Genomic DNA, 20,845 nt, shown 5'->3' with positions numbered 1-20,845 from the left:
ACATCATTTTTTATATTAACTTTGAATTTGTAATTTTGTTTTGCTTAAAAAGCATCCTATTTAAAGATACTATAACCAGATTGTTGCAATAATCCAGTACTTTGCCATAGGGCATACAGGCCCAAGCCAAAAAGTAAAGCCAGGACAATCCATTTGAAGTGCTGCTGAGACAAACGATGGCGTATTTTGCCTCCGATCCAGACACCAGCAAGGGCGAATAGGCTGATCCCGATCAGAATATGCTGTTGATGGGTTTCCAGTGTGATCAGAATTGGAAACAGTAAAATCAGCTGGATCAGTTTACCGGCAATGAAATTGAGATTGCTGATAATGACAATATCTGTTTTAGACAGCTGGCAACTCATCAGATACATCATCAGAAAAGGTGCCATGGCATTGGTCGCACCTCCAATGATGCCGGCCAGAAAACCAAAACAGAGCATGCTGGAAATATGTGGACTAACTTGCAATGGCCGTGCCCGTAACTGGTCCAAGACATAAAATACAATCACCAGACCCAATAACAGTTTTAAATAAGCCTCATTTAGCCAAAATAACAGCTTGACCCCGAGTACACTGCCGGTCAGGCTACTGAGTATCAATGGCCAATAGCGTTTTATATAATAGCCAATGCTATTCAACATGCTATGCACAGGATCGGCATTCAGCATGATCAGATTCAGCAGCAGGCAGGGCAGAATGACAAGAGTAACCGCGATACTAAGCGGATATGCACTGGACAGAACAGCCGTACTCATCATGGGAAAGCCAAAGCCGCTTAAACCATGCAGCAGGGCTGCTACGGCACAGAGCCAGAGCATCATCCATTCTGCCTGAATCATGTGAAATCCATTTCAAAAATTAGAATATTGAACTTATCGTGAATTCAACTGAGAAAGAAAGTGAAAAGCTGTAATACAGCAGGGAAATAACAAAAATATAGGCAAAAAAAACCACGATCTTTTGGGGGAAAGACCGTGGCATAAAAATTTCACCATATGAATATTTAGGTGAAAGAGGAAACGATTTTATCGGTAGTCTTTATCCTGATTCACGGTACGCACAGGACGTTCATAATCAGTTCTGCTCGCAGCATAATCAGGCATAGAATTCTTTTTTGGCATCACTAACCATAGAACCAGATAAACTAAGATACCCGGGAAAGCAGCACTCATAACCGAAATAATCACGAAGATCAAGCGTAATAAATTTGCGTTCCAACCAAAACGTTCAGCAATACCACCCATTACACCTGCAATCATGTTTGAGCGGTTAGAGCGATATAAACCAACATTGGTCATCCAGGTCTCCTGATAGAAAAAAATAAGGTTGAGTCTAAAAAATGACTCGTATTTATAAGAATGGAGTTTTATCTGAATTTTTAAAGTATATATTGAAAATAAATTCGTTAAGTAATGTTACGGGAGATTAAATAATCCTTAAAAAATCACTAAGATCATAAAAATTCCATTGAATTCATTATTAAAACTTATAAGTTTTCAGTGAGTCGTCTGCCTATATCGATGTGCACCCCTTCAGGTATATTTTTAAAATGAAATCGAATGTATCGCATCATTTAAGTGGTTTATGCCGGCTTGGATTTGTGCTGGGAAGTGTTGCAGGACTGATTGCCTGTGATGACCATCAAAGCAAACCCTTACCTGATACTACGAAAACTTTGGCACAAGATGGCGTAGTCATCTCCGCCGCCAATGAAAGTTATGACACCCGTAATGCTAAATCGCTCACCCAGACTGCAACCTATAAGGCATTGCCTGTAGAACCAAATGTCGATCCTAAACTTGTACCGGATTATGCCAAAAGCTATGTCGGGCGTTATCTTACCCAGATTGATTGTGACGGGCGGTTTGCACCTTGTACGGAAGGGAAGTCAGTGTTTATTTTGACTTTATTGCCAGATGGTACAGTGCATCGCAGTATCGTACATTATGGCAAAGTATTTGTGAATAATTCCAGACGGGTTCAGACCGAAAGTAATGTGAACTATCGTAAGGACCGCTGGATGATTAATCCGGAACAAACTGAACTGATCGTGGACCGTAAAGAGGGGGCAAAATTCTATTATACAATTAAAAGCCCAACCCATCTGGTCATGAATCTGGAAAAAATTTATGACGAAAAAGAACGGGCAAACCAGCAGTTATTTGATCAGGGTTATCCTGCACCTTCTAAAGCGTATGAGCTGGTCAAAGATTCTGAATTTAAGATGACAGAATAAAAGCGATAAAATCTGTAAAAAATTTAAAAACAGAGTAAATGGAAATGGCGATTCTAAAATTGTCAGGATGAATTGCGCTTAAATAAAAAGAATGAACTGAATAATATAGGAAATATTATAAGAATATTGAAAGAAGAAATAAATATAGAGGGGAGAATGGTGGGCCGTCCGCGACTCGAACGCGGGACCAATGGATTAAAAGTCCACTGCTCTACCAACTGAGCTAACGGCCCATTCGGGTAATCAAAGTAGCTTTGATTGAAGTTTCTAAAAAGAGATTTTAGAAATGATGGTGGGCCGTCCGCGACTCGAACGCGGGACCAATGGATTAAAAGTCCACTGCTCTACCAACTGAGCTAACGGCCCATCAGGGGATATCAAATTTAATGGTGGGCCGTCCGCGACTCGAACGCGGGACCAATGGATTAAAAGTCCACTGCTCTACCAACTGAGCTAACGGCCCTGAACCAACAATCAAGCAAGGCTTAATTGTGCAGTGCAAAAGAAACTAAAGAGTTCTGAAAGCACCACTTTGTTTGATGGAGCGTATTGTAGCAAGATCTCATTGCAGCGCAAGTAAAAAATAACAAAGTTGCCTATGTTTGATTATAAATACAACAATTCTGCTTTATCTAAACAAAAAATAGGCAACTTCAGCACTTAGAAACGATATTGATAGGCTTGAATGTTCTCAAAAATTTCTTGAGTCAGCTCACAATACGCATCGCTGCCTGGCAATAAAACCAGCAAGCGTTCATCGGTTTTGTTTGGGTCAAAAGCCTGTTCTTTCAGTTTGTTTTTCTGATACTTGAAGGTACCGGTCGTTTCTACCTGTTCTTGAATGCGCAGAAAAACTGGAACTGCATATGCAGGCAGACAGCGTTTAAAGGTGCTGACCATATTTTTCAGGTCTTGCTCATCCAGGGTGCTTCCCGGTTGCAGGGTAATTGCAGCCATACCGGCACGGCCATTGGTATTTGGAATTTCTACACCATAAACTACAGCTTCGATAATTTTGTCATACTCGGTCAGCATGTTTTCGACTTCAGTCGTTGAAACATTTTCACCTTTCCAGCGGAAGGTGTCACCGAGACGGTCGACAAACTGGGCATGACGGAAACCGATATTACGCACCAGATCGCCGGTATTGAAGTAGGAATCACCTTTACTGAACACGTCATGCATGATGACTGCCTTGTTCTTTTCTGGATCGGTATAACCATCGAAAGGGGAGCGGCGGGTAATTTTACCAATCAATAAACCGGTTTCACCTTTTTTTACCCGTTTGCAGCGACCTTTGGCATCACGCACAGGCTCATTTTTATCTTTATCAAATTCGATAATGGCATAAGGTGTTGGTGAGAAACCGACAGTATTGTCAAAGTTAAAGACATTGCTGAAACCGACATTACCTTCACTTGAGGCATACAGTTCCAGTACTTCCTTGATGCCAAAACGGGATTTGAATTTATCCCAGATATTCGGGCGCATGCCATTACCAATCATCTTGGTGACACGATGGCCTTTTTCCAGTTCAGACGGTGGCGCATCCATCAGGTAGCGGCAAAGTTCACCGACATAACCAATCGCTGAAGCATCAAATTTTTTGACATCTTTCCAGAAGGAAGAGGTGGAGAACTTGCGACGGATGGCAAAAGTACTGCTTCCGGCAATCACCCCACACCAGCACACCACAATACCTGTCGCATGATAAAGTGGCAGGGTGCAGTACATCACGTCATCTTTATTCAGGTTCAGGACATGGCCATAGGTGCCATAGGCGAGTGTCCAGCGGCTATTGGTAAAGATCACCGCTTTAGGTAAGCCGGTAGTACCTGAAGTATAGATATAGAACAGGCCGTCTTTGCCTTGTACCGAATGCGTAGTCGGTGTATTGAATTTCGGGAACTGGTCAATCTGCTCTGCTAGGTTGATAAACCCTTCAGGTGCTTGTCCGGTATTTTCTTGTGTGTTCTGATCGGCAAACCAGTGGAAACGGTCAGCGGCAATATTGAGATTATTGCGGATTTCATCAACGGCAGCACGGCACTCTTCACCGACAATGACCGCAATCGGTTTCACCAGATTAATACTATGTGTCAGGACTTTGCCGACCTGAGAAGTATTCACGAGTGCAATCGTGATGCCCAGCTTGGCCAGGCCAATCACACTGGCAATGAACTCCGGACGATTCTCGACCATTACAGCCACCACATCACCTTTCTGTGCACCGAGAGAAAGGTAGAAATGTGCGATCTGGTTCGCCCAGCCATTTAGGTGAGCATAGGTATAGGACTGATCCTCAAAACGTAATGCAATACCTTCAGGATTACGCTGCGTTGCTTTTTCAAAAGCCAAACCCAGGCCTGCGGGCGTATTGGGAGTACGTAAATAAGCCTGTCGCAGTCCGTTCAGCAGATTAGGGACCTTACTGATGAAGGCAGGGATTTTGGCTGCGACATCTGCAATGCCAATAAGATCGGGTTGGTTCGTCTGGGTCATGAGCGTCCTATTATTTTTCGTATCCAATGCGTTTAATTTATATGCAATAAACGGATGATAGCCATCTTTTAGCGTGTTGAAACTAGAGTAATCAACCTATTCTGACAAAATCTAGCAAAAAAAACCTAGCCACCGAAATGACTAGGTTTTTTTAGTTAACTGCAATTGGGCGAATTATGACTCAGTTGCAGTATTGGTTTTTTTCGGTGGACGGCCACGTGGGCGACGTGGGCGGGTAGCCGGTTTTTCAGCTTTTGCTACAGTTTCTTCAGCTTTATCGGCTTCCGGAGTTTCGGTAGGCGTAGCTTCGTTTTCTGCTGGAGTTACTTCAACTGTAGTCGTTTCAGTGACTTCTTCAGCGGGAGCTTGTTCAGCTTTCGCAGTTTCTACAGATGCTTCAGCAGCTGGCTCAGGAGTTTGAGTCGCTTCAGTTGTATCAGCACTTTCTACTGCAGCTACCGGAGCTTCAGCAGGTGCAGCTTCAGCACTTTCAGCTTTCGCTTCTTCTGCTGGAGCCGTTGCTTCTGGAACAGGTTCAACCGCAGTAGATTCTGCTTCAGCTTGTGCTTGCTGTTTTGCCTGCTGTAACGCTTGCTCGGCAGCCAGTTTAGCAAGACGGCGACGCTCACGTGGATCATTCGCCACACGTTTCTCTGAAACCGGTGCAGGCGGAGTTAAATCCAGCACAGGTGCAGGTTCTGCTTCAGGTTGCGCTTTGCTGACTTCTACATCGCGAGTTACAGGTTTTTTCTCTGTGGCCGCGGTCGAAACCGTTGCTAAAGTCGCATTATATTCCTGCGTGAACTTTTGCAATGCACGGTTAAATGTTGGTAACAGACCGAACTGTTCAATCAGGACTGAACAGTCTTCACCATAAACATGGCGAATCAGGCTACCAATAGTGTATTGGCCAAGTGTTGGCACCTGTGATGGTGTCAATTGCTGAGTTTTCGCCTGTTGGCCTTGTGCAGCACGACGGTCGCGGCGACGTTGACGTGGGTCATTGCTGGCACGCTGTTTTGATGATGACTGAGCTTCAGGCGTTTTCTCTGCAGGAGCAGATGCAGTCACTTCAGCCAGGAACTCTTCCGCAGCTGGTGCTTCTACAGGAGCATCGGCAGGGGCAGTCACTTCAACAGCAGGTTTTGCGACTGGAGCAGTGTCATTCAATGCCACAATTTCGCTTTTCGCCTCGTCAATATTTACCACCATTGCTGTTGGCATCACTTCTTTACGAGGAGCATCGACCAGTTCCACACGAACTTGCTTTTCATTGACTGCTGGCGCTTCAACGGCAGCAGGTGCTTGAGGTGCAGCTTGTTCATTTAGAACACTTGGATCGCGGTGGCGATTTGGACGTTCTGGACGTTGCTGGTTGCGACGGTCACGACGTGGCACGTTTTGCTGTTGCTCATTGCCGTGAGTATCGCTTTGCTGTGCAGACTCATTGTGGTGCTGACGGCGAGAGTTGCGTTTGTTTTCACGCGCTTCCTGACGTTGTTCCTGACGAGAAACCTGAACCACTTCTTCATGCACCTGATGTTGTGATGCATTATCAGACTGCGCCTGTTCACGTGGCTCTTTGTGCTTGTTGCTACGTGCTTTCTTGTTATGACGCTGTGATTTCTCTTCACGTTCAGCTTTTTCAGACTGATCACGCTCTGGTTTATGGACTACAGTCGATGGCGCCAGATAAGCATTGCCGGTAGTTGCTGGTGCTGCAACAGCTGTTGGCTGTGCGGATACTGCTGGTGTTACAGGAGCAACCTGGCCGAACTGGCCACGGCTCACTGCACCGCCATTCACCATCTGTTCAATAGCAGCAGCAGCATTGTTCGCTGTGCGAGATTGATCAACAGTAGTTGCCTGTTTTTGTACAAACAGGTTTTCTAACCATGCACATGGGCTGGCAGCAGGTGCGGCAACTTGAGCAGGTGCCTGTTGTGCAGCAGGTGCTTGCTGTACGTTTTGCTGATTCTGGTTATTGCGGCGTTTATTGTTTTTGCCGTTGTTTTGCTGCTGAGCAGGTGCTGGTGCAGCGGTATGCGTATGTTCTTCTTCTAAATGCCACTCAGAAGACTCATAGCCCAGTTCTTTTTCGCTTGAACGGGTTGCTTCAGTACGCTCGTAACTTGTCGGTGCGAAACCTTCAGGATTATACGAAATTTCGTAGTGAGGTGTTTCCAAGTGTGGATGTGGAAGTACAGTCACACGTGTATTTGAAGTTTGTTCCAGATATACCAGGCTGTGACGTTTTTCATTGAGCATGAACGCCGCAATTTCTACCGGTACTTCAACCTGAACTTCACCATGACGTTCACGTAGTGCGATTTCTTCCACTTTACGCATAATTGAAAGTGATAGAGAACGCAGGTCACGTACCATACCGGTACCATGACAGCGTGGGCAGACATAACCAGTTGCTTCTTCAAGCGATGGACGCAGACGTTGACGGCTCATTTCCATCAGGCCGAAACGAGACAGTTGGCCGAACTGGATACGTGCGCGGTCGCTTTGAGTTGCTTCACGCAGTTTCGCTTCTACCATACGCTGGTTGCGGTCTTTGGTCATGTCGATGAAGTCGATGACAACTAAGCCACCGATATCACGTAAACGTAATTGGCGAGCAATTTCTTCAGCGGCTTCAAGGTTGGTATTTAACGCTGTATCTTCAACGTCCTGACCGCGAGTTGATTTTGCCGAGTTAATGTCGATTGAAACTAAAGCTTCAGTTTGATCGATCACGATCGAACCGCCTGAAGGCAGTTTTACTTCACGTTCATAAGCAGTTTGGATCTGGCTTTCGATACCGAAATGCGCAAACAAAGGCTCATTCAATGTATAAGTTTTCAGTTTGTCTAACTGAAGCGGCATTACTGCTTTAACGAAGTTATAAGCTTCGTTATAGGCTTGCTCAGAGTCAATCAGGATTTCTGCTACATCATCACGCAGGTAATCACGGATGGCACGAGTTACCACACCTGCTTCCTGATGGACCAGCATAGGTGATGGACCTGAATTTGCAGTGCTTTGAATTTGTGCCCAAAGGTCTAGCAAATGTTGCAGATCAAGCTGTAATTCTTCTTGAGAACGGCCAATGCCTGCTGTACGAACAATGACGCTCATACCACGTGGCACATTTAAAGAGGCCAGCATTTCTTTCAGTTCTTCACGTACTGAACCAGAAATCTGACGGCTGATACCGCCACCTTTCGGGTTGTTTGGCATCAGAACCAGATAACGACCAGCTAAAGAGATGAAAGTTGAGAGAGCAGCGCCTTTATTGCCGCGCTCTTCTTTTTCCACCTGAACCAGAAGTTCAGTACCTTCAGTAATCAGTTCACGGATATTTGAAGTTTGGCGAGGATCGGCTTTGTAATAAGAGTTTGCGATTTCACGCATAGACAGGAAGCCTTGGCGACCTGCGCCGTATTCAACGAATACAGCTTCTAAAGAAGGTTCAACGCGAGTCACGTGACCTTTATAGATATTAGATTTTTTTTGTTCACGGGTACGATTCTCTAAATCGAAATCGTAAAGACGCTGACCAGTGACAAGTGCAACGCGAATTTCTTCGGCATGTGTTGCATTAATCAACATACGTTTCATGGGTGTAACACCTTATAGTGATACACAGCAAAAAATCGCTATTCACGTAGCGAACATCACACATCACGGATCAATGGCCCAGATCTCCAATGAGTTTCATTGTGGTCTGAGTCTTTTATTCCCGGCGTCTACTTGAATATAGATCAGCTTCGGTATTTTGATTCACGTATTGATGATGGCAATACGGCTTCAATCTTTAAACGATTAAAGTCACCTGAACGTTTCACTGGCGGACAAGCGGTGCATTAGATGTGAGTAACTTTCACTGTCACATTGCTCGAAGATCATCCCTTCTTTATAGAAAGTGTCTTGATACGGAATTGTCGTCGTATCTTTACAAACTGTGCAGATCCAATGCATCAAACGCTGTAGCCTGAAGTCGTCTTCAGGGTGCGACTAATCTGATGTGTATCAGTTTACGTTTAAAAACCAACTAGGTTGGCGACATATTTTTTCAGACAAACTGATTTATGTACCTGAGGTACAATTAAACGCAACAGTTTGCTTTGTTTGCCGATATAATAAGCCTTCGGCGTCGGCATAATTCTTTTGGGACCTTCCCGTATCATGTGAGTCTTTAATTGAATAATCAAGTTCAGAGAAATCTGAAATGCTTCAACTTTTACTCACAAACGATGGTTTCCGTGCGCTGACTATATCAAACCTTGCATCATCTGCCTATGGGCTAAGCTTATGTTTCTTGTGTAAAGCATAACCTAAGTGATCAGTTTTTAATCAATTTTAGTAATTTTTGGGTCATAGTAACTGTATGAATTCTACACAACAATGGCAAAGCGTCACTTGGTTTGAAGTGGATGAACATCAAGATGGACAGCGAATCGATAATTTCTTGTTCAGTCGTCTGAAAGGGGTGCCTAAAAGTCGGATTTATCGTCTGATTCGTGAAGGACAGGTTCGCGTCAATAAAAAACGCATTAAGGCCGAAACCAAACTGGCGATTGGCGACCAGATTCGTGTGGCACCTATTCGTTATGAACAAAAAGATGAATCAGAAGCGCCGATTTCGGACAAGGTGGCTCAAGGTCTTCTGTCACGTGTGGTATATGAAGATGAAGGCTTGATGGTTGTCAATAAACCATCGGGTATTGCTGTGCATGGCGGTAGCGGTGTGGCGTATGGCCTGATTGAAGGCCTACGTGCTGCAACAGGTAAAAAATACCTGGAATTGATTCACCGTATTGACCGTGACACATCGGGTCTGGTGATGATCTCGAAAAAGCGCAGTACCTTAAAAACGCTACAAGATTTATTACGTGAACATAAGATTAAAAAAACTTATGCCGCTGTCGTGAAAGGGCAGGTAACGCTAGATAAGCAACTCATTGATGCACCTTTGCATCGTTATGAACTTTCTAATGGTGAGCGCCGTGTCCGTGTCTCTAAAGAAGGCAAAGAGTCTAAAACCCAGTGGAATGTGGCAGAGCGTTTTATGCATGCGACACTGGTGTATGCTTCTCCATTGTCTGGTCGTACCCATCAGATTCGTGTACATGGTCTCAGCATTGGTCATCCGCTGGTAGGTGATGAAAAATACGGACATGAAACTGAATATCGTGGACCAAAACCACGCCGCTTATGTCTGCATGCGATGCGTCTGGAAATTCCAGGCTATCCGACGATTGAAGCACCGTTACCTGAAGATATGCAGAGCTTGGTGGCACAGCTTCGTGCACAAAAGGCGGATAAGGTGGTAACACCTGCGGAAGATGACGAGTAATTTTTAGCTTTTTAATGAGTCTTATCTTGCTTTACTTGAGTGGGAGAAATTTCCCTCTTTATTAGAGATGATTCAAGACAATTTCTAAATCAATGAAGGGCGACATGGATGTCGCTGTTACTCTGTGGTACAGGGACGTGCCATCAGAGTAACAAAGGATTTTTGCTACTTTTCATCCTTGAAAAGTAGATAATACCTATACGAAAACAGCTGCTCACTGATGTTAATTGTGGTGGGGAATTAATTTAACTCACCTCTCCCAAACCCTCTCCTAGAAGGAGAGGGCTTAAAGACACTGAATCAAATACTAGGAACCTTATATGAATTCACCTGTAAAACTGGTCATTTTTGATTGGGATGGCACTTTATTTGATTCAGTGGGTCAGATCGTGTCGAGTTTACAGTTTGCTGCGCAACAGTTTCAGCAACCTTTAACTGATGCAGATGCGAAGGGCATTATCGGGCTGGGTTTGCCAGAAGTCGCACAGCGACTATTCCCAACTGTGCCAGAATTACATGCGGATATTTTGCAGGCCTATTCAGATCATTATGTGGCGAACTCTGTTGAAGATGCGTGGTTTGAAGGCATATCTGAAATGCTCTATGCATTAAAGGATGAAGGCATCAAACTGGCAGTGGCGACAGGTAAAAGTCGTAAAGGTTTAGACCGGGTACTAAAACAAACGAATAGTCTGGAACTATTCCATGCTACTCGTGCAGCAAGTGAAACCCGCTCGAAGCCGGATCCTTTAATGCTGGCTGAAATTCTGGCTGAAACTGGTGTCAATGCGCATGAAGCGATTATGGTCGGTGACACTTCTTATGATCTGGAAATGGCGATGAACATTGCCATGCCAAGTGTAGGTGTGACTTATGGCGTACATACACCGGAAACTTTGGCACAGTTTAATCCACTGTCGATTGTAAAGGATGTCAGCAGTTTGCATGACTTTTTATTGGCTAAAGTCCAATGGAAGGAAGCGATTTAATTCAGTATCTTAGTCATTCTTCAAGATCCGGCATTTTCTGAAATAGAAGATGCGGATCAATGCGGTAGATTTGAACAACTGGTCTTATCTTTTAGTCTAAAGTTGTGATTACAGTGGTTTTGTTCTGTCATGATTGTTGAGTTATTTAGTTGGATACAACTTAATTCATAATTATAAAGCTATGTTTTTAATTGATTTTTATAAATTTAATTTATAGATAATAGCTATTGCAAAAAATAAAATAACTATTGGCATTCACGTCATATTTTTCCCATCCTAAAACTGTTTATTCATATGCCCGTACTAGGCGCAATTGTTTATTGGAATGATCGAAATGATCAGGTCAGAACATTTTGCCTGTCTTAGTTCTCGGCATAAGCCTCATTTTTGCAGTTTAAGGAAACATTGATGTCGAATTCTGCTGTTGTTGAATCAGTTGCACAAGCATTACGTACTGCTGAACTCTCAAAAACTGCGATCGCACCGATTCGCCCGGAACTTGGTGGTGAAAGTGCTGACGTAGATATTGCCTATGCCGTTCAGGAAGTAAATACCGAGCGTGCTCTGGCGGAAGGTCGCCGTCTGGTAGGTCGTAAAATTGGTTTGACATCGAAAGTGGTTCAAGCACAGCTTGGCGTAGATCAGCCTGACTTCGGTATGTTGTTTGCCGACATGGCCTATGGCGATGGTGAAGCAATCCCTGCAGGTTTGCTGATTCAACCGAAAGTTGAAGCTGAAATCGCATTGGTCATCAAAGAAGATCTGACTAAAGCAAAACATACGTATGCAGACATCATTAGTGCAACTGACTATGCACTTCCTGCTGTAGAAGTGGTCGATAGCCGTATCGAAAACTGGAAAATCAGCCTGATTGATACCGTAGCTGATAACGCATCTTCTGCTGCATTCGTTCTGGGCTCTAAGCCTGTCAAACTGGAAAACCTTGATCTTGTGAACTGCAAGATGGTCATGACACGTGGCGACGAAGTGGTTTCTCAAGGCGTGGGTAAAGCATGTCTGGCAAACCCGTTAAATGCTGCTGTGTGGCTGGCAGATGAAATGGTACGCCGTGGCCGTCCATTGCTAAAAGGCGACATTATTTTGACTGGTGCTTTGGGTCCAATGGTTGTAGCTCAGCCTGGCGACGAATTCAAAGTTGAAATTGAAGGCTTTGGTTCAGTAACAGCTGCTTTTGCTGCTGAATAAGGGAATACAAGAGAGTACATTCATGAAAAAGATTAAATGTGCATTGATCGGTCCAGGTAATATTGGTACTGATTTGCTTTATAAACTGCAACGCAGCGAATGGTTAGAACCAGTATGGATGGTGGGGATTGACCCAACTTCTGAAGGTCTAGCACGTGCAGCAAAAATGGGTTTAAAAACCACTGCTGAAGGCGTAGACGGTTTGCTGCCTCACGTAGTTGAAGATGACATCAAAATCGCCTTCGATGCAACTTCTGCTTATGTACATGCTGAAAACAGCCGTAAGCTGAACGAGCTTGGCGTGTTAATGATTGACTTAACACCAGCTGCAATTGGTCCTTACTGCGTACCACCTGTCAACCTTGAAGCATTGCTTGAACAAGGTGAAGTGCCAAACGTCAATATGGTAACTTGTGGCGGTCAGGCAACGATTCCTATGGTTGCAGCGATTTCTCGCGTTCAGCCTGTGAACTATGGCGAAATCATTGCGACTGTATCTACTAAATCAGTTGGTCCTGGTACACGTAAAAACATCGACGAATTCACGCGTACGACTGCTGGTGCAATTGAGAAAGTCGGTGGTGCGAAACAAGGTAAAGCGATCATCATCATTAACCCGGCTGAGCCACCACTGATGATGCGTGATACTGTTCACTGTCTAGTAGAAGGTGAGCCAGATCAGGCAGCGATCACTGAATCTGTACATGCGATGATCCTCGAGGTTCAAAAATACGTACCAGGTTACAAACTGGTGAATGGTCCAGTATTTGATGGCAACCGCGTATCGATCTTCCTTGAAGTTGAAGGTCTGGGTGACTTCCTGCCGAAATATGCAGGTAACCTCGACATTATGACTGCAGCAGCTGCACGTACCGCAGAGATGTTTGCAGAACGTGTTTTAAATGCAGTTGAAGCTTAAGGAGCACCTTCATGTCTAAGATTATTATTAATGATATGACTTTACGTGATGGTATGCATCCCATGCGCCATCAAACTACACCTGAGCAAATGGTTGCGATTGCAACTGCTCTGGATGATGCAGGTGTACCGCTGATTGAAGTAACACACGGTGACGGCCTTGGCGGTAACTCTGTGAACTACGGTTTCGCAGCTGCAACTGATGAAGAATACCTGAAAGCGGTGATTCCAAACCTGAAACAAGCGAAAGTATCTGCACTTTTACTTCCTGGTATCGGTACGGTTGATCACCTGAAAATGGCACATGATGTAGGTGTAGCAACTATTCGTGTAGCGACTCACTCTACTGAAGCAGACGTTTCTGAACAGCATATTACTGCTGCGCGTAAACTGGGTATGGACACTGTGGGCTTCCTGATGATGGCTCACATGGCAACACCTGAAAAATTACTTGAAGAAGCACAAAAAATGGTGTCATACGGTGCTAACTGTATCTATGTGACTGACTCTGCTGGTTATATGCTTCCGCAAGACGTGACTGACCGTGTAGGTATCTTACGTGCTAACTTGGGTTCAGATATCGAAATCGGTTTCCATGGTCACCACAACTTAGGTATGGGCGTAGCTAACTCTGTTTCTGCTGTACAAGCGGGTGCAACACGTGTTGACTTGGCATCTGCCGGTCTGGGTGCTGGTGCAGGTAATACTCCACTTGAACTGTTTGTTGCGGTTGCAAACCGTATGCAAATGGAAACTGGTGTTGACCTGTTTAAAGTACAAGACGTTGCAGAAGATCTGATCATTCCAATGATGACTCATCAGATCCGTGCTGACCGTGATGCTGCAACTCTGGGTTATGCAGGTGTTTACTCTTCATTCCTATTGTTCGCTAAACGTGCTGAAGCAAAATATGGCGTATCTGCTCGTGAAATTCTGCTTGAGCTTGGTCGTCGTGGCACCGTTGGTGGTCAGGAAGATATGATTGAAGATTTGGCATTGACTATGTCTAAAGCGAAAGAGCTTCAAGCTTAATAGTTAAAAGCTAAATTTTAAAAAAAGCGTCCGAAAGGGCGCTTTTTTATTTATTTGAATAAAATGAATAAGATATTAAAACGATAGAATAAGATATTTTAATTATTACTATTTATTTTAAGAAAATAATCACGCACATTTCCTTAAACATAAAAACGATAAATAAAAAGTTATTTTTAAATAATAAAAAAATAATAGCTGTTTATATAATAGAAAACATGGATTTATATTGATTATCTGGTTAATTTTTTATTTTAGTTAATTGTTTATAAATATAAGTCTTTTTCAAATTTCAGCATACTTATTCTATCTATAGAGATTAATAGAAAAATTTTAATACTGTAGTCGGATTTTTAAAAAAACTAGAGTTGAGCATGATAGCGGCATAGCTTAATTTGATTACTAGGAATAAGCCATGCGTCGTCAAAACTTATGGATAGCAATGCTTGCTGCAACAGCAAGTTTAGGAACAACTGCAGCGAATGCAGATTTTATTGACGATAGTAATGTCCAGCTTAAATTTAAAAACTTTTATCTAGATCGTCAGTATCAAGATGATTTTTCTTCACGTAATTGGGGTTCTTGGTCACAAGGTGTGACTTTGGATGCGAAGTCAGGCTATCACGATATTGGTGGTGGGGTGCAGGTTGGTGCAGATGTTCTGGTTCAACATGCAGTTAAACTCAAAGGCCGTGATCAAAATCCGGATTGGGTGTTGCCTCACGATGGTAAAGAATCTAAAGATCATTTTGGTAAAGTTGGCGCAACCTTAAAAGCTAAAGTTTCTGAGACTGAGCTGAAAGTGGGTGAGTTATTGCCTGTATCTCCAGTGCTAGTATTTGATCCATCTCGTCAGCTCATCACTACTTATAGCGGTGCATGGTTAGAATCTAAAGAGATTAAAGATACCAAACTGACTTTGGCTTATATTGATAAAATTAATAATCGTTACGACAATCAGTTCCGTGATTTAGCTTTATTTTCTCCAGGTAGAACTTTACCTGATGGTACACAAGGTCATTATGACTTAGGTCCTGAATCTGATGGTATGTGGATTGCCGGTGTAGATCACCAGTTCACGCCTGAAATTGGTGGTAGCTACTGGTATGCAGATGTTCAAGACATCTACCAACAGCATTACTTGGGTGTGAATTACAAAACTGCGCTAGGCGAAAAAACCAAATTAGATAGCCATGTGCGTTATTTTGATAACTCAGATTCAGGTGACAAACTGTATGGTGATATTGATAATCAGGCATTGTCAGTAGGGGCAAAACTTAATCATGGTGCGCATACCGTAGGTCTGGGTTATCAGCAAATGTTTGGTGATACTGCATTTCCATCACTCGGCGGCTGGGTGCCGCAGCCTTATCTGGTGAACTGGGGCGTTGCAACCTTTACTGCACCAGAAGAAAAGTCATGGAATATTTCTTATGGCTATGACTTCTCTGAAATGGGTGCCAAAGGCTTAAATGCGACTGCAGTTTATTTCAAAGGTTATGATGCTCAATCAGGTGATCAAAACTTTAATACTGATGAGTTAAATCTGATTGCGAATTACACTGTTCCAGAGGGTAAGTTAAAAGGATTAGGCATTCAAGCGATGTATATCGATGTGAATTTTGCTAATCCTACTAAACCAGATCTTCAAGAATACCGCGTAGCGACGACTTATACCCATAAATTCTAAGTTAAGCGCATTTTAAGGGCAGTCAGTATTCTGACTGCTTTTTTTTGAGTTAAGAACTTAATCAAAGCCTTAAATTAAACAGGGTTTTAAATTTAAAATAATTAATTAAAACAAATACTTAAATAATATATTTTTTGTAGTATGCAATCGTAATTTTATATCAGTTGAAGACAGTAGAGCGGTTAATATAAGACGGTAAAAAGATCATTTTTAATGAGTCAACTTGACGTCGAGTTCTCGTCATCGAGGAACACGCAAGCAAGAAACTGTAAGAGGAATCATGATGAGCACTGTTCAAATCCCTGATTATAAAACAGATCCTTTCTTCGGCTTAGAAGACAAATGGATTGAAACTGCAGAAGGTGAGTTGACTCACTACCATGAAATTGGTGAAGGTACGCCTATTCTGTTCCTGCACGGTTCAGGTACGGGTGTGTCTGCTGCTGCAAACTGGTGGTTAAACCTGCCTTCAATTGGTGAACAAGCACGTTGTATCGCAATCGATACCATTGGTTATGGTCAAACTGTGGTTGCACCAGGTACTGCTTATGGTATCCGTGCATGGGTGGATCATGCTGTACGTACTCTAGATGCATTAGGTATCGAAAAAACCTGGTTAGTGGGTAACTCTCTGGGTGGCTGGTTGGCATTCCAGATGGCACTTGATTATCCTGAACGTGTTCTAGGTATCGTGTCTATGGGTACTGGCGGTGCAAAACAGACTGCTGCACTAAAAGCACATGCAAACCCTGTATTAACTGAAGAAGGCATCAAGAAAACCCTGTCTATGTTTGTCGTGAACAAAGACCTGATCACTGACGAACTGGTGAAAGTACGTTTTGCTTCTGCTGCAAATGACTATGCATCAAACCGTTTGATGGATGTAGTAGGCGCACGTGACCGTGACCGTTTCGAATTCCCATTAGACTTCGAAAAAATGAAAGACATCACTGTACCTGTATTATTGATTCATGGTACTCAAGATGTGGTCATTCCGGTTTCTCGTACTTGGGACATCCTGAACATCGTGCCAAATGCTGATGCACACATCTTCAGTCAATGTGGTCACTGGTCTCAAGTTGAAAAATCAGATGAGTTCAACACTGTGATCAAAAACTACCTGGCTGTACACGGCGTAAAATAAGTCGTACTCAGTTTAAAAAAAGGATGGCTTCGGTCATCCTTTTTTTCTTTCTAAAATATTAGATTTACAGCTGCCAAATGAACACCATTTCATTCAGTGAGTTTTTTAAACATTTTTAATGCTTTTTAGCTATTAATCAGAATTTCAAAAATTAAAAATGGGCCCTAGACTTCTTATTAGACTTAAGTTGTAAAAGAAGCCTAATTTGAGCAAAAATTAAACCTAATAAGCCATGGTCGGAGATGTTGGAAGCCATGCTAGACGTGGTCTGTCATAGGAAAAATGAATATAAAATGAAATTTTGATCAGAAAAAATAAAAACAAAAAAGCACACGTATTCTCAGAGGAAATTACGTGTGCTGCTATAAAAATAGAAAATTAATGTGGTTCGTCGCGGTTAATGTCTAGGTAGAATACGCGAGTCAGGAGTTCCAGGAACTTCTTCACTGCGACTGAATTACTATCCTTGCGATAGCTAACATAAAGATCTAAAAAGGGAAGTTCTACATCCAGCGGGCGGATTACAGTATTGTTCATGGTCAATGGCGCGATATAGCCTGGCAGAATGGCACAGCCCAAACCCATTCCAATCGAGTTGATATTAAACAGAATATTATCGGCCTTTTGCACAATATTAAGCTCAATGCCATTGGTCTTGGCAAATTCCATAATCGTATTGTGCAGGGTGAGTGACTGTTCTGCAGATGGAATAATAAAATCTATACCATTCAGTAATTTAACTGGAATACGGTCGTATTTCGCTAAAGGATGATCCTTCGGCAAAATGAAGATCAATGGCTCACGAATCACAAACTGGCTTTCAATTTCATCACTATGGAAATTGTGACGGGTGAAAGTTAGATCCAGTTCACCTTTCTTCAATAATCGCATTTGCTCATTATTGTTCAGACTGAGCAATTCAATTTTTAAATCAGGGTTTTGCACGCGCAGATTCGGCAAGATATACGGGAAGATTTTCATCTCTGCGACAGGGACGAAACCGATGCGTAGCATCTGCTGCTTGGCCTGTGAGACTTGACGGGCCATGGCAATCGCCTTATCGGCTTGTGCCAGCGTTAGGCGAGCCTGTTCAAGGAATACAGCACCTTCTTCGGTCAGTTCGACTTTACGCTTGGTACGGTGTAGCAGTTTGACACCGACATCTTCTTCCAAATCTTTGATTTGCTGACTAAGTGATGGCTGAGCCGTGTAAAGTTTGAGTGCTGCCTTACTGAAGTTGAGTTCTTCAGCCACAGTAATGAAGTAGCGGAGGTGTCGTAATTCCATATCATCAGCCCGTCGAGTAATCCAAAAAATGTCTTACTATAATTTCAGAAGAGTATAATCTATAAACAACTATGTCGTGAAGATTATTTTGTCATTTAGAAAGTAAATGCTTTGGAGGGATTGATTAGTGTTTTAATATAAAAATACACGCCTAGAATAATTGCTTAAAACTATTAATTGAAACAAAAAAAATATTTCCCCAAAACCGCCCTAAAATCCATCATCGTTGAAAAGTTGAGTCTATTACTTTGTGCCATAACTGGTCACAGGAGAGCTTTTCATGAGTGGAAAAATTGATGTGCGCGAAATCGACGCTTTAGTCGATGCACAAAATGGACGTATCACGCCATCTATCTATACAGATCCTGACATTTACGAATTAGAACTTGAACGTGTCTTCGGTCGTACATGGTTATTCCTTTGCCATGAAAGCCAAATTCCTAAGGCTGGCGATTTCTTCAATACCTACATGGGTGAAGATCCAATCATCGTGGCACGCCAAAAAGATGGCTCAATCAAAGCATTCTTAAACCAATGCCGTCACCGTTCTATGCGCGTAAGCTTCGCAGACTGTGGTAATACACGTGCGTTCACTTGCCCATACCACGGCTGGTCATACGGTATTGATGGTTCTCTAAAAGACATCCCGCTTGAAGATCGTGCTTACCCACATGGTGCATGTAAAGAGCAATGGGGTCTGGTAGAAGTTAACCGTGTTAAATCATACAAAGGCCTGATTTTCGGATGCTGGGATGAAACTACGCCAGATCTAGAAGAATACATGGGCGATATCGCTTGGTACCTGGACGGCGTTGTAGATCGTCGTGAAGGCGGTACTGTGATTGTGGGTGGTGTACACAAATGGGAAATCGAGTGTAACTGGAAATTTGCAGCTGAACAGTTCGCATCTGACCAATATCACGCGTTGTTCTCTCACGCATCTGCAATTCAGGTGCTTGGTGCGAAACCAGACGACGAATCTTCTAAGAAATTAGGTGCTGCACAAACTGCTCGTCCAGTTTGGGAAACTGCGAAAGACGCGATCCAATACGGTTCACGTGGTCACGGTTCAGGCTTCTTCTTCACAGAGAAACCAGACGCAAACGTATGGGTTGACGGTGAAGTAGCAAACTACTTCCGCGAAACTTACGAAGAAGTGAAAGAACGCCTAGGTGAAACTCGTGCGCTGCGTCTTGCAGGTCACAACACCATGTTCCCTACATTGTCTTGGTTGAACGGTACTGCGACTCTTCGTGTATGGCACCCACGTGGTCCAAACAAAACTGAAGTTTGGGCATTCTGTATCTGTGATGCGGACGCACCAGAAGATGTACAAGCAGCATTTGAACGTTCTGCAACTCGTGCCTTCGGTCCTGCAGGCTTCCTGGAGCAAGATGACTCTGAAAACTGGATCGAAATCCAAAAAGTTTTACGTGGTTACAAAGCGCGTCAAAACAAACTCATTATGGAAATGGGTAAAGGTAACGAGAAAGTACGTGAAGATGGTATCCCGGGTATCACTAACTATATTTTCTCTGAAACTGCAGCACGTGGTATGTACCGCCGTTGGGCAGATTTATTGATTCATGAAAAATGGGAAGACGTTGAAGCTGCGGCTGACGAATATGAGAAGGAGCTTATGAAATGAGTCAAATCAGTTTAGAACTTCATCACCAAATTAGTCAGTTCCTGTATCAAGAAGCCAAGCTTCTTGATGACTGGAAATTCCGCGAGTGGTTAGACACGCTAGCTGAAGATATTTCTTACACGCTACGTACTACACCAAACGCTCAAACGCGTGACCGTCGTCGTTCAGTTGAACCACCTACTACCTGGGTATTCAACGATACGAAAGATCTTCTGGAACGTCGTGTTGCACGTCTGGAAACTGGTATGGCTTGGGCTGAAGAGCCTCCATCACGTACCACTCACATGGTGAGCAACGTGATTGTTGAGCCGACTGAAGTTGAAGGCGAATACGATGTATACGTGACATACCTACTGTACCGTACTCAGAAAGAGAAAGACGTTACGATTTACTGTGGTAAACGTCATGACAAGATCCGCAAAGTTGAAGGCGGCCTGGGCTTCCAGATCTTCAACCGTAAGATCACGCTTGACCAAGTTACCTATAACTCACATAACCTGAGTGTGTTCTTCTAATGAATAAGATTTTTGTTTGCCAAGTTGACGAATTAGACGAAGGCGAAGCGTTAAAAGTGGATTGCGGCGTAAACGGTATCGAAGCGCTTGCAGTATTCAACAACGGTGGCGAATTCTTCGCAATGAACGACCGCTGTTCACACGGTAATGCTTCTATGTCTGAAGGCTACCTTGAAGACGACGGTACAGTGGAATGTCCACTTCATGCAGCTCGTTTCTGTTTGAAAACAGGTCAGGCACTTTGCTTACCAGCAACTGACCCAATTCAAACATTCCCAGTTGTACTTGAAGATGGTGCGTTATACGTAGAGATGGCAGGAGAGTAATC

Annotated in this window: 17 protein-coding genes and 3 tRNA genes; 12 read left to right on the top strand and 8 right to left on the bottom strand. The window is 43.3% G+C overall.

The window, feature by feature from the left end; all coding sequences use genetic code 11:
* Nucleotides 1–56: 56 nt before the first annotated feature.
* Together FTU46_RS06430 and FTU46_RS06425 are read right to left on the bottom strand one after the other, a co-directional pair.
* Nucleotides 57–842: a sulfite exporter TauE/SafE family protein gene (locus FTU46_RS06430; protein WP_144724187.1), complete on the bottom strand. Its 786-nt coding sequence runs from the start codon at nucleotides 840–842 to the stop codon at nucleotides 57–59.
* Between the two features lie 186 nt (nucleotides 843–1,028).
* Complete coding sequence (locus tag FTU46_RS06425; RefSeq protein WP_004781800.1) at nucleotides 1,029–1,301, bottom strand: PspC domain-containing protein; 273 nt, start codon at nucleotides 1,299–1,301, stop codon at nucleotides 1,029–1,031.
* A gap of 251 nt (nucleotides 1,302–1,552) precedes the next feature.
* Here FTU46_RS06425 and FTU46_RS06420 point away from each other — a divergent pair, with 251 nt between their 5' ends.
* The gene (locus FTU46_RS06420) at nucleotides 1,553–2,239 is read left to right on the top strand and encodes a hypothetical protein (protein WP_180104577.1); all 687 of its coding nucleotides are present in this window, start codon (nucleotides 1,553–1,555) and stop codon (nucleotides 2,237–2,239) included.
* A gap of 157 nt (nucleotides 2,240–2,396) precedes the next feature.
* Here FTU46_RS06420 and FTU46_RS06415 read toward each other — a convergent pair.
* The 5 genes from FTU46_RS06415 to FTU46_RS06395 form a co-directional block, all read right to left on the bottom strand.
* Nucleotides 2,397–2,472 (bottom strand) — tRNA-Lys (locus FTU46_RS06415).
* A 57-nt stretch (nucleotides 2,473–2,529) separates the two neighbouring features.
* Nucleotides 2,530–2,605: transfer RNA gene (locus tag FTU46_RS06410), tRNA-Lys, on the bottom strand.
* A 21-nt stretch (nucleotides 2,606–2,626) separates the two neighbouring features.
* Nucleotides 2,627–2,702: transfer RNA gene (locus FTU46_RS06405), tRNA-Lys, on the bottom strand.
* Nucleotides 2,703–2,899: 197 nt separating this feature from the next.
* On the bottom strand, nucleotides 2,900–4,741 hold the full coding sequence (locus tag FTU46_RS06400; protein ID WP_180053048.1) for a long-chain-acyl-CoA synthetase: 1,842 nt from the start codon (nucleotides 4,739–4,741) through the stop codon (nucleotides 2,900–2,902).
* Nucleotides 4,742–4,915: 174 nt separating this feature from the next.
* Nucleotides 4,916–8,350: an Rne/Rng family ribonuclease gene (locus FTU46_RS06395; protein WP_180104576.1), complete on the bottom strand. Its 3,435-nt coding sequence runs from the start codon at nucleotides 8,348–8,350 to the stop codon at nucleotides 4,916–4,918.
* A 99-nt stretch (nucleotides 8,351–8,449) separates the two neighbouring features.
* Here FTU46_RS06395 and FTU46_RS06390 point away from each other — a divergent pair, with 99 nt between their 5' ends.
* From FTU46_RS06390 to FTU46_RS06355, 8 genes are all read left to right on the top strand, one after another.
* The gene (locus FTU46_RS06390; protein WP_180018640.1) at nucleotides 8,450–8,599 is read left to right on the top strand and encodes a hypothetical protein; all 150 of its coding nucleotides are present in this window, start codon (nucleotides 8,450–8,452) and stop codon (nucleotides 8,597–8,599) included.
* A 520-nt stretch (nucleotides 8,600–9,119) separates the two neighbouring features.
* Nucleotides 9,120–10,088: an RluA family pseudouridine synthase gene (locus tag FTU46_RS06385; protein WP_005232406.1), complete on the top strand. Its 969-nt coding sequence runs from the start codon at nucleotides 9,120–9,122 to the stop codon at nucleotides 10,086–10,088.
* 320 nt (nucleotides 10,089–10,408) lie between these two features.
* A complete protein-coding gene (locus tag FTU46_RS06380) occupies nucleotides 10,409–11,077 on the top strand; it encodes an HAD-IA family hydrolase (protein ID WP_180104575.1) in 669 nt (222 codons plus the stop codon).
* Between the two features lie 408 nt (nucleotides 11,078–11,485).
* Complete coding sequence (locus FTU46_RS06375; protein WP_004781809.1) at nucleotides 11,486–12,283, top strand: 2-keto-4-pentenoate hydratase; 798 nt, start codon at nucleotides 11,486–11,488, stop codon at nucleotides 12,281–12,283.
* A gap of 22 nt (nucleotides 12,284–12,305) precedes the next feature.
* A complete protein-coding gene (locus FTU46_RS06370; RefSeq protein ID WP_004781810.1) occupies nucleotides 12,306–13,202 on the top strand; it encodes an acetaldehyde dehydrogenase (acetylating) in 897 nt (298 codons plus the stop codon).
* Between the two features lie 11 nt (nucleotides 13,203–13,213).
* Nucleotides 13,214–14,233: a 4-hydroxy-2-oxovalerate aldolase gene (gene dmpG / locus FTU46_RS06365; RefSeq protein WP_125279391.1), complete on the top strand. Its 1,020-nt coding sequence runs from the start codon at nucleotides 13,214–13,216 to the stop codon at nucleotides 14,231–14,233.
* A 415-nt stretch (nucleotides 14,234–14,648) separates the two neighbouring features.
* On the top strand, nucleotides 14,649–15,923 hold the full coding sequence (locus FTU46_RS06360; protein WP_180104574.1) for an OprD family outer membrane porin: 1,275 nt from the start codon (nucleotides 14,649–14,651) through the stop codon (nucleotides 15,921–15,923).
* Between the two features lie 283 nt (nucleotides 15,924–16,206).
* Entirely contained in the window at nucleotides 16,207–17,067 is an 861-nt protein-coding gene (locus FTU46_RS06355) for an alpha/beta fold hydrolase (protein WP_004781813.1), read from the top strand.
* Nucleotides 17,068–17,445: 378 nt separating this feature from the next.
* Here the strand turns inward: FTU46_RS06355 and hcaR are convergent, their stop codons facing one another.
* Nucleotides 17,446–18,354, bottom strand: a complete 909-nt coding sequence (gene hcaR, locus FTU46_RS06350; RefSeq protein ID WP_159123907.1) for a DNA-binding transcriptional regulator HcaR — start codon at nucleotides 18,352–18,354, stop codon at nucleotides 17,446–17,448.
* A 280-nt stretch (nucleotides 18,355–18,634) separates the two neighbouring features.
* On the opposite strand from hcaR, the gene hcaE reads away from it, so the two are divergent.
* From hcaE to hcaC, 3 genes are read left to right on the top strand one after another with little or no spacing between them, the layout of a single operon-like run.
* A complete protein-coding gene (gene hcaE / locus FTU46_RS06345; RefSeq protein ID WP_004781815.1) occupies nucleotides 18,635–20,002 on the top strand; it encodes a 3-phenylpropionate/cinnamic acid dioxygenase subunit alpha in 1,368 nt (455 codons plus the stop codon).
* Entirely contained in the window at nucleotides 19,999–20,517 is a 519-nt protein-coding gene (hcaF, locus tag FTU46_RS06340; RefSeq protein WP_004781816.1) for a 3-phenylpropionate/cinnamic acid dioxygenase subunit beta, read from the top strand. Before hcaE ends, hcaF begins: the two co-directional genes overlap by 4 nt.
* Complete coding sequence (gene hcaC, locus FTU46_RS06335; protein ID WP_004781817.1) at nucleotides 20,517–20,843, top strand: 3-phenylpropionate/cinnamic acid dioxygenase ferredoxin subunit; 327 nt, start codon at nucleotides 20,517–20,519, stop codon at nucleotides 20,841–20,843. Before hcaF ends, hcaC begins: the two co-directional genes overlap by 1 nt.
* Nucleotides 20,844–20,845 lie beyond the last annotated feature (2 nt).

Origin of the sequence: Acinetobacter sp. YH12108 (assembly GCF_013419055.1) — a bacterium.
Classification (GTDB): domain Bacteria; phylum Pseudomonadota; class Gammaproteobacteria; order Pseudomonadales; family Moraxellaceae; genus Acinetobacter.
Note: the sequence above shows the minus strand (reverse complement) of the source record. Positions and strands in the feature narration are given on the sequence as shown.

Excerpts from the sequence above, each read along its gene's own strand:
- hcaE (WP_004781815.1), top strand. The coding sequence starts at position 18,635 with ATGAGTGGAAAAATTGATGTGCGCGAAATCGACGCTTTAGTCGATGCA.
- FTU46_RS06370 (WP_004781810.1), top strand. The coding sequence starts at position 12,306 with ATGAAAAAGATTAAATGTGCATTGATCGGTCCAGGTAATATTGGTACT.
- dmpG (WP_125279391.1), top strand. The coding sequence starts at position 13,214 with ATGTCTAAGATTATTATTAATGATATGACTTTACGTGATGGTATGCAT.
- FTU46_RS06430 (WP_144724187.1), bottom strand. The coding sequence starts at position 842 with ATGATTCAGGCAGAATGGATGATGCTCTGGCTCTGTGCCGTAGCAGCC.
- hcaC (WP_004781817.1), top strand. The coding sequence starts at position 20,517 with ATGAATAAGATTTTTGTTTGCCAAGTTGACGAATTAGACGAAGGCGAA.
- FTU46_RS06360 (WP_180104574.1), top strand. The coding sequence starts at position 14,649 with ATGCGTCGTCAAAACTTATGGATAGCAATGCTTGCTGCAACAGCAAGT.
- hcaF (WP_004781816.1), top strand. The coding sequence starts at position 19,999 with ATGAGTCAAATCAGTTTAGAACTTCATCACCAAATTAGTCAGTTCCTG.
- FTU46_RS06375 (WP_004781809.1), top strand. The coding sequence starts at position 11,486 with ATGTCGAATTCTGCTGTTGTTGAATCAGTTGCACAAGCATTACGTACT.
- FTU46_RS06355 (WP_004781813.1), top strand. The coding sequence starts at position 16,207 with ATGAGCACTGTTCAAATCCCTGATTATAAAACAGATCCTTTCTTCGGC.
- FTU46_RS06395 (WP_180104576.1), bottom strand. The coding sequence starts at position 8,350 with ATGAAACGTATGTTGATTAATGCAACACATGCCGAAGAAATTCGCGTT.
- FTU46_RS06380 (WP_180104575.1), top strand. The coding sequence starts at position 10,409 with ATGAATTCACCTGTAAAACTGGTCATTTTTGATTGGGATGGCACTTTA.
- FTU46_RS06400 (WP_180053048.1), bottom strand. The coding sequence starts at position 4,741 with ATGACCCAGACGAACCAACCCGATCTTATTGGCATTGCAGATGTCGCA.
- FTU46_RS06420 (WP_180104577.1), top strand. The coding sequence starts at position 1,553 with ATGAAATCGAATGTATCGCATCATTTAAGTGGTTTATGCCGGCTTGGA.
- FTU46_RS06425 (WP_004781800.1), bottom strand. The coding sequence starts at position 1,301 with ATGACCAATGTTGGTTTATATCGCTCTAACCGCTCAAACATGATTGCA.
- FTU46_RS06385 (WP_005232406.1), top strand. The coding sequence starts at position 9,120 with ATGAATTCTACACAACAATGGCAAAGCGTCACTTGGTTTGAAGTGGAT.
- hcaR (WP_159123907.1), bottom strand. The coding sequence starts at position 18,354 with ATGGAATTACGACACCTCCGCTACTTCATTACTGTGGCTGAAGAACTC.